General features: G+C 75.3%; 3 protein-coding genes. All 3 read right to left on the bottom strand.

Going from position 1 to position 7362, the window contains the following annotated elements; genetic code table 11:
• Nucleotides 1-35: 35 nt before the first annotated feature.
• Nucleotides 36-4307 (bottom strand): hypothetical protein, encoded by a 4272-nt coding sequence (locus ND486_RS15635; protein ID WP_251784893.1) that lies wholly within the window; start codon nt 4305-4307, stop codon nt 36-38.
• 105 nt (nt 4308-4412) lie between these two features.
• Nucleotides 4413-6089: an energy-dependent translational throttle protein EttA gene (gene ettA / locus ND486_RS15640; protein WP_208826435.1), complete on the bottom strand. Its 1677-nt coding sequence runs from the start codon at nt 6087-6089 to the stop codon at nt 4413-4415.
• A gap of 24 nt (nt 6090-6113) precedes the next feature.
• Entirely contained in the window at nt 6114-6656 is a 543-nt protein-coding gene (locus ND486_RS15645; protein WP_251784894.1) for a single-stranded DNA-binding protein, read from the bottom strand.
• Nucleotides 6657-7362 lie beyond the last annotated feature (706 nt).

Consider the following 7362-nt stretch of genomic DNA (forward strand, 5'->3'; position numbering starts at 1 on the left):
CCGCGACGACCGGGCGAGCGGTTCCCGGCGGCCGGTCAGATCTCGCGGTAGGCCGCGAGGGCCCCGGCGAGGAGATCGGCGAGGCCCATGTCCTCGGGGATGCCGGCGGGGTCGGACGGGGCCGCCGCGGCCGGTGTGCCGTCGGCCGGTGACGGCGTCGTCCCCGGGGCGTCGGCAGCGCTGTCCTGCCGTCCGGGCGTGACCGGTGACGCGCCGTCCCGCGTCGCGGCCGGGGCGTCGTCACGCGGGGAGGTCGGCGGCTCGTCCCTCGTGGCCGGGCCGTCCCCCCGTGTCGCGGTGTCCGACGGCACCGGTCCGTCCGCGGGGACCGCTCGGCGGGAGCGAGCGCGTCGGGTCGCGGTGCCGGCGTCCGGCGCCCGCCCGCCTGCGTCCGGTCGGTTCCCGGCGGGTCGTAGATCCGTCGTCGGTGTGGGGACGGCGCCGGTCGACGGTTCGTCGTCACCGCCCGCGGCGGCGTCACCGCTCACGGCGGCGTCACCGCCCGCGGCAGCGTCACCGGTCGCGGCAACGTCTCTGCTCATGGCAGCGTCACCGCCCGCGGCAGCGTCACCGGTCGCCGGGGCGACGACGGCCGCCGCGCCCCGCACCACGGTCGGTCCGGTCGCGGTACGCACCGTCCAGGTCCCCGCGCCCACGCCACTGCCGTCGGGCTCGCCGGACGCACGGTGGCCGCCTGCGGACGTGGTCCCGCCCCCGTCGAACAGACCGGCGGCCCCGCCGTCTCCGTCATCGGCCGGTGGGGTGGCGTCCCGCCCACGACGACGCGGCAGCGCTGACTCCCCCGCTCCGTCGTCGACCCCGGACCACCGCACCGGCAGCCCGGAACGTTCCCGGGCCGGGCCGTCGAGGCGGGAGGCTGCGCCATCCGGCCCGGGGAGGTCGAGGTGGGCCCGGACCGCCTCGGCGAGGCGCCGGTCCGGTTCCGGGGGCAGCGCGAACCGGGTGTCCAGCGGGTCCGGCACCGGCGTGGGGTCCGCCGGGGCGGAACCGCCCCACACCCGCGACGACTCGTCCCTCACCGGCCCGGCGGGGTCGCTGCCCACCTCGTCGCGGGTCTCGTCGCGCGCCTCGTCGCGGGCTTTGTCGCGGGCGGAGGGGTGTGGCGCGGCGGGATGTCCGGGGTCACGCTCGCGGGCACCGGAGTCGTGGGCGGCCCGGTGCCGGACGGTCCGGTCACGGGCCGCCGGGTCCCGGAGGGCTCCGTCGGAGCGCCGCCGCCCACCGCTCCCGGGCCGGACGGTGAGACCGACGGCGGTCAACGACGCCGTCCCGTCGCCGGCGGCCCGTCGCCGCCCACCTCGGGCCGCTCGCTCGCCGGACAGGTCCAGCGGCGTCGCCAGCGCCGGCCCCGCGACCGGCTCCGGGGCGGCCGCCGGCTCGCCGGCACCCGATCCCGCGTCCCCGGTCTGCGCGGCGCCGGACTGCCCGCCGGCCCGGGCCGAGGGCCCCTCGGGGAGGGGCGCCGGCGTGTCCGGCCCGGTCAGCTCGGTGACGATCTCGTCGCCCTCGACACCGTGCGGTCCGACGGCCTGCATCCGCAGGGACGTCCCCGCCGGCAGCCCGCCCCGGCGCACGCGGCCGCCGAGGTGCGTCGCGAGCGACCGCGCCCAGAGCAGGACGGTGACGTGATCGACGTCGGGCAGGGTGACCCGCACCGTGTCGTCGTCGCGACGTGTGGTTCCGGACGGCGGAACCAGCCGGCGGGCCCGGGTGACCACGTCGTGCAGGGCCCCCACCGCCGCCGTGCCGGTGACGGTCTCGAGGTCGCCGTCGACGAGGTCGAGGACGATCGACCGCTCCGCCGTACCGGGTGGCCCCGTCGGGGCCGCAGGGGCCGTCGGTGCCGCGGCCGGGCCGCTGTCCCCGACACGGGCCGCGGCGCGCGCGCTCGCCCGATCGGACCTCGGGTCGGCCTCGGCGGGGTTCGGCTCGCCCGCAGCCCGCCCGGCGACGGCGGTCGGCTCGCCCGCAGCCCGCTCGGCGACGGCGGCCGGCTCAGTCGCAGCCCGCTCGGCGACGGCGGCCGGCTCAGTCGCAGCCCGCTCGGCGGCGACGGCCGGCTCCGGCGCGGGAGCCCCGTTCCGGTGACCGTCGACGGGACCTGGCCCGCCTGCCGGGCCGGCCCCGTGGCCGTCGCCGGGCCGGTGGGCCGCATCGTGCCGTGCTCCGTTCCGCGGGACGGCGGCGGTCGGGCCGTGGGACCCGATGCGGTGCGTGGCCGCGGGCGGCTCGGGGGCACGCCACTCGGCCAGGAGGGCGTCGGCGAGCGGCGAACCGCCTGCCGCGTCGGGGGTCCACGACGGGCCGGTCCACGAGGGGTCCCGGGGTGCGGTGGGCGCCGGGCCGTCCGCGAGGAGCCCGGAGACGCCCAGCGGGTCGGCGGGATCGATGCCCGCGGGTCGTCGACCTCCGGCGTCCGTCGTGTCGTCCGGCGCCCGGTCGGCCGACCCTGCGGCGTTCGCACTGTCCGGCGTACCGGCGGTGTCCGTCCTGCCCGGCGTACCGGTCGCCGACGACGCATCCGCCGCGAGGGCGGCCTCGCCGGGACGGTGACCGTTCCGGTGCGCGCCGGTGGATCGGCCCACGGTCCGGTCGTCCGGCGACGGGTCGGCGGTACCGGCGCCGTTCCTGGTGCCGGGGTCCAGGAGCAGGCTCTCGGACGGCGCCCAGCGCACCGGGAAACGTCCGGGCGCGGGGAGGTCGTTCGCCGGACGGCCGTTCGGGGCCCCGACTCCCGTGGCGCCGTCATCCCCGGGCCCGGCCGGACGGTCGTCCCCGGCCCCGGCTCCGGCTCCGTCCGAGCGACCGTTCCTGCTCCCCGTGGCGGTGAGAAGATCGTCTGCGGGCCGATCGTCGGTCGGGCGCTCGCGGTCGAGCCCGGTGTCGCCGGTTCCGGCGGGTCGTTCCAACCCGGCGGGTCGGTCGGTCCCGGCACCGACCTCGCGTTCCTCGACGGGCGTCCCGGCGGGCGGGGCGTCTCCGTCCCGCTGGTCCGCGCCGGAGGACGACTCCCCGCTGCCGGAGCGGGACGTGGCGAACCCTGTCTCCGGCGTACTGCGACCGGAGCCGTCCCGGTCACCGGCACCGGGTCCGCCCGTCGGAGCACCGGCGACAGTGCCTCCGGTCGCGGCCGGTACGGCCGGCGATCCGCCCGTGCGCGGGAACGGGGTGGGTCGCTCGGTGGTGCTGGTGCGGACGGCGGCGAGCGGCAGCAACGCCGCCACCGCGGCACGGAAGCGCGTCCCGCGGTCACGGTCGACCTGGTCGGCCTCCATCGCGGCGCGCATCGTCTCGAGGGCCTCGCGGTACCGGCCCGAGCCCTCGTGCAGCTCGGACTGGGCGGTTCGGCAGGCCGCGACCAGCGCGGGGACACCCGCCTCCTCGGCGCCGTCGGCGGCCTCGACCAGCGCGCGGGCCGCGTGGTCCGCGCGTCCCGCCTGCACCCGGGCCAGCGTGAGCCGCAGCAGCACACCCTGCCGACCGGCGTCCTCCGCATCGCGCTGCACGGCGGCCGCGGCGACCGCGTCGGGCGGGACGTACCCGGAGTCGAGCAGCGCAGTGATCCACTGGCTGAGCAGTGCCGCGGCGAGGTGGGTCGACAGCGGGCGGGACCCGGGTCGTTCCGGTGTCCATCCGAGCTGGGCCAGACCGCGCAACGCGCGGTCCACGGCGGCATCGTGTTCGCGCCGGGCCCGGTGCACCGACCCGACGACGAGGTCCGCGTACGCCGCGGGTTCGCCACCGAAGCCGGAGCCGCAGGCGTCGACGTCGCTGCGCAGCCGCTCGAGCTCGGCGGCGGAGGCGCCGGCGAGTGCGCAGCGCACCTCGACCGCGAGCCGGTCGAGGCGCAGCAGCCCCGGGTCCTCGCCGGGGGCGTCGTCCGGCAGGCCGACGACGAGTGCCCGAGCCGCCTCGAGCTCTCCGTCGGCCTGGGCGACCCCGGCCAGCTCCACCCGCAGACGGGCGCCCTCGGGGCGGGTGAGGACCTCGGTACCGGGCGCGCGGAGGGGCACGGGGACCGTGCTGTCACCCGGGGTGACACGACCCGTCACCCCGGCGACGACGGCGGTGGCGACGTCGCGGGCGTCCCCACCGGCGGCGTGGCCGTCGAGCAGCCAGCCCGCGGCCTGCAGCCAGCGCAGATCGTCACCGTCCGCGACAGCTCGCGCGCACGCCTGCTCGGCCAGTTCCGCGGTGAGCAGGGGCCGCTGCCAGCGCAGGGCCGCCGCCGTGCGCAGCTCGGCCGTCGTCGCGCCGGCGACCCGACCTTGCAGGTCGAACGTCACATCGCCTCCCGTGAGTGACACCACCGTCCGGACCTCCCGAGGGAGCCGGTCACCCGTCGCCGGGGACCGGCCCGACCGGATGGGGAGGTCCGGACCGGGCGGTGATCAGTCGCGGGTGAGCTTACGGTGGGTGACCCGGTGCGGTCGCGCCGCCTCCGCGCCGAGCCGCTCCACCTTGTTCTTCTCGTAGGCCTCGAAGTTGCCCTCGAACCAGAACCACTCCGCCGGGTTCTCGTCCGTGCCCTCCCACGCCAGGATGTGCGTGCAGGTCCGGTCGAGGAACCAGCGGTCGTGGGAGATGACCACGGCGCAGCCGGGGAACTGCTCGAGCGCGTTCTCCAGCGAACCGAGGGTCTCGACGTCCAGGTCGTTCGTCGGCTCGTCGAGCAGGATCAGGTTGCCACCCTGCTTGAGCGTCAGCGCCAGGTTGAGGCGGTTGCGCTCACCACCGGACAGGACCCCGGCCGGCTTCTGCTGGTCCGGGCCCTTGAAGCCGAACGCCGCGACGTAGGCGCGCGACGGCATCTCGGTGTTGCCGACCTGGATGTAGTCGAGCCCGTCGGAGACCACCTCGAAGACGGTCTTCTTCGGGTCGATCCCGCCGCGGTTCTGGTCGACGTAGGACAGCTTGACCGTGTCGCCGATCTTGACCTCGCCGGAGTCCGGGTGCTCCAGACCGACGATCGTCTTGAACAGCGTCGTCTTACCGACACCGTTCGGACCGATCACGCCGACGATGCCGTTGCGCGGCAGCGTGAAGGAGAGATCCTTGATCAGCTGGCGACCGTCGAAACCCTTGTCGAGGTGGGAGACCTCGACGACCTGGCTGCCCAGGCGCGGGCCCGGCGGGATCTGGATCTCCTCGAAGTCGAGCTTCTTGTGCCGCTCGGCCTCGGTCGCCATCTCCTCGTAGCGGTCGAGCCGCGAGCGGCTCTTCGCCTGGCGGGCCTTGGGGTTGGAGCGGACCCAGGCCAGCTCCTCCTTCAGGCGCTTCTGGAGCTTCGCGTCCTTCTTGCCCTGGACGGCGAGGCGCTCGCCCTTCTTCTCCAGGTAGGTGGAGTAGTTGCCCTCGTAGGGGAAGGTGCGTCCGCGGTCGAGCTCGAGGATCCAGCCCGCGACGTTGTCCAGGAAGTACCGGTCGTGGGTGACCGCGAGGACGGCGCCCGGGTAGTTCGCGAGGAACTGCTCGAGCCACAGGACGCTCTCGGCGTCGAGGTGGTTGGTGGGCTCGTCGAGCAGAAGAAGGTCGGGCTGGGACAGCAGCAGCTTGCACAGCGCGACGCGCCGGCGCTCACCACCGGAGAGGTGGGTGACCTCGGCATCCCCGGGCGGGCAACGCAGTGCGTCCATCGCCTGCTCGAGCTGGGAGTCGATCTCCCACGCGTCGGCGTGGTCGAGCTCCTCCTGGAGCTGGCCCATCTCCTCCATCAGCTCGTCGGTGTAGTTGGTCGCCATCTCTTCGGCGATCGCGTTGTACCGGTCGAGCTTGACCTTCACGTCGCCGAGGCCCTCCTCGACGTTCCCGAGGACGGTCTTCTCCTCGTTGAGCGGGGGCTCCTGCTGGAGGATGCCGACCGTCGCCCCGGGCTTGAGGAAGGCGTCGCCGTTGTTCGCGTTCTCCAGCCCTGCCATGATCTTGAGGACGGTCGACTTCCCGGCGCCGTTGGGGCCCACGACGCCGATCTTCGCCCCCGGCAGGAAGCTGATCGACGCGTTCTCCAGGATGACCTTGTCGCCGTGCGCCTTACGCACGTTCCGCATCGTGTAAATCAGATCCGCCACGATGCGATGGTAGATCGGGCCCGCTCAGCCGCTCGAGGCCGGTGCGGTCGCCAGCCTCGCGAGCTCGTCGAGCTCCGCGCTCTCGGCTTCGTCCGGGGCGTCGTCGTACCCGTCGTGGTCCGGTTCCTCGACGGGCGGGGCGCCCCACCGCGTGGCGGTGTCGTCGGTGTCCCGGGCCTGCGGCACCGACGGGCCCTGTGACACCGACGGACGGGGCGCGACGGCCGCCGGGGAGAAGCGGATGTCGAGTCCGACGCTGGACGGCTCGATCCGGATGCTCTGTCGCACGTCGCCTTCCCGGCCCGTCCACTCCTCGACGTACATCCGGCCGATGACGATGACGCGGTGCCCCTTCTCGAACGTCCGCACCGCGTGCTCGGCCAGGGTCCGCCAGCACGTCACCGTGTAGTAGGTGCACGCGACGTCGTGCCACTGCTCGGTCATCGGGTCCTTGCGACGGTGGTTGACCGCGACCGTGAGGTCGGTGACCGGGATGCTGTTCGCGGTGTAGCGCAGGACGGGGGTGCGGGTCAGGTTGCCGACGATGGTGGCGGTGTTGTCGCTCATCGGATCCTCCGAGGCTCTGGGGTGCGTTGTCCCCATGAGCTTCACCCGCCGACGCCCCGTCGACGAGGTCACTTCGGAGCCTGTGGACAAACGTGCCCGTTGGGGATGACCGGTCGTTCCGACCCGGTCCGGCGACGACGACTGTCGGTCGGGTGTGCTTCTCCCACCCCGATGTGTCCGTCTCCGTGGCCGGAGTCCCGGGGCGGTGACACCGCGGCCGCACGGATCGCGTCGTCACCTCACCTGTCCCCTGCCGACCGGAGACGGACCCCGCTGCCTGATCGGAGCGGCCCGCATCGCCCGCCCGACGCCTCCTGCTCCCTCGCGCACCGGACGCGGGCTCTCGATCGCACGGCATCGAGCTCCGGCGACCAGCGGGACGCCCCGACACGGTCCGTCGTAGGCCACGTGCCGTCGATGTCACGGACGCCGGTGGCGGAACCGTCCGGCCACCACGAGCCGGGCGCCGCACCCCGATGAACGTGCCCGGCGGCGCCCGACGGGCCCCGCGACGCACACAACGCTGTCCGGGCACCGTGACGACCGAGCCGTTTCGCACGCCGCACATGTTTCTGCGACCTCGCAGCCCCAGCAGAGGGTGCGAGATCGCAGAAAGGGGTGCGAGGTGCGGCCGGCCCACCAGCAGGACCGGATGCGGCCCCCGACTCCGCCGGGGGAGCGGCACGCCCTGACCAGCGACCCCGGA

The organism is Pseudonocardia sp. DR1-2 (genome assembly GCF_023717215.1).
GTDB lineage: Bacteria > Actinomycetota > Actinomycetes > Mycobacteriales > Pseudonocardiaceae > Pseudonocardia > Pseudonocardia alni.

Bases quoted from the DNA above. Each gene is read 5' to 3' on its own strand.
- ND486_RS15645 (WP_251784894.1), bottom strand. From the start codon at position 6,656: ATGAGCGACAACACCGCCACCATCGTCGGCAACCTGACCCGCACCCCC.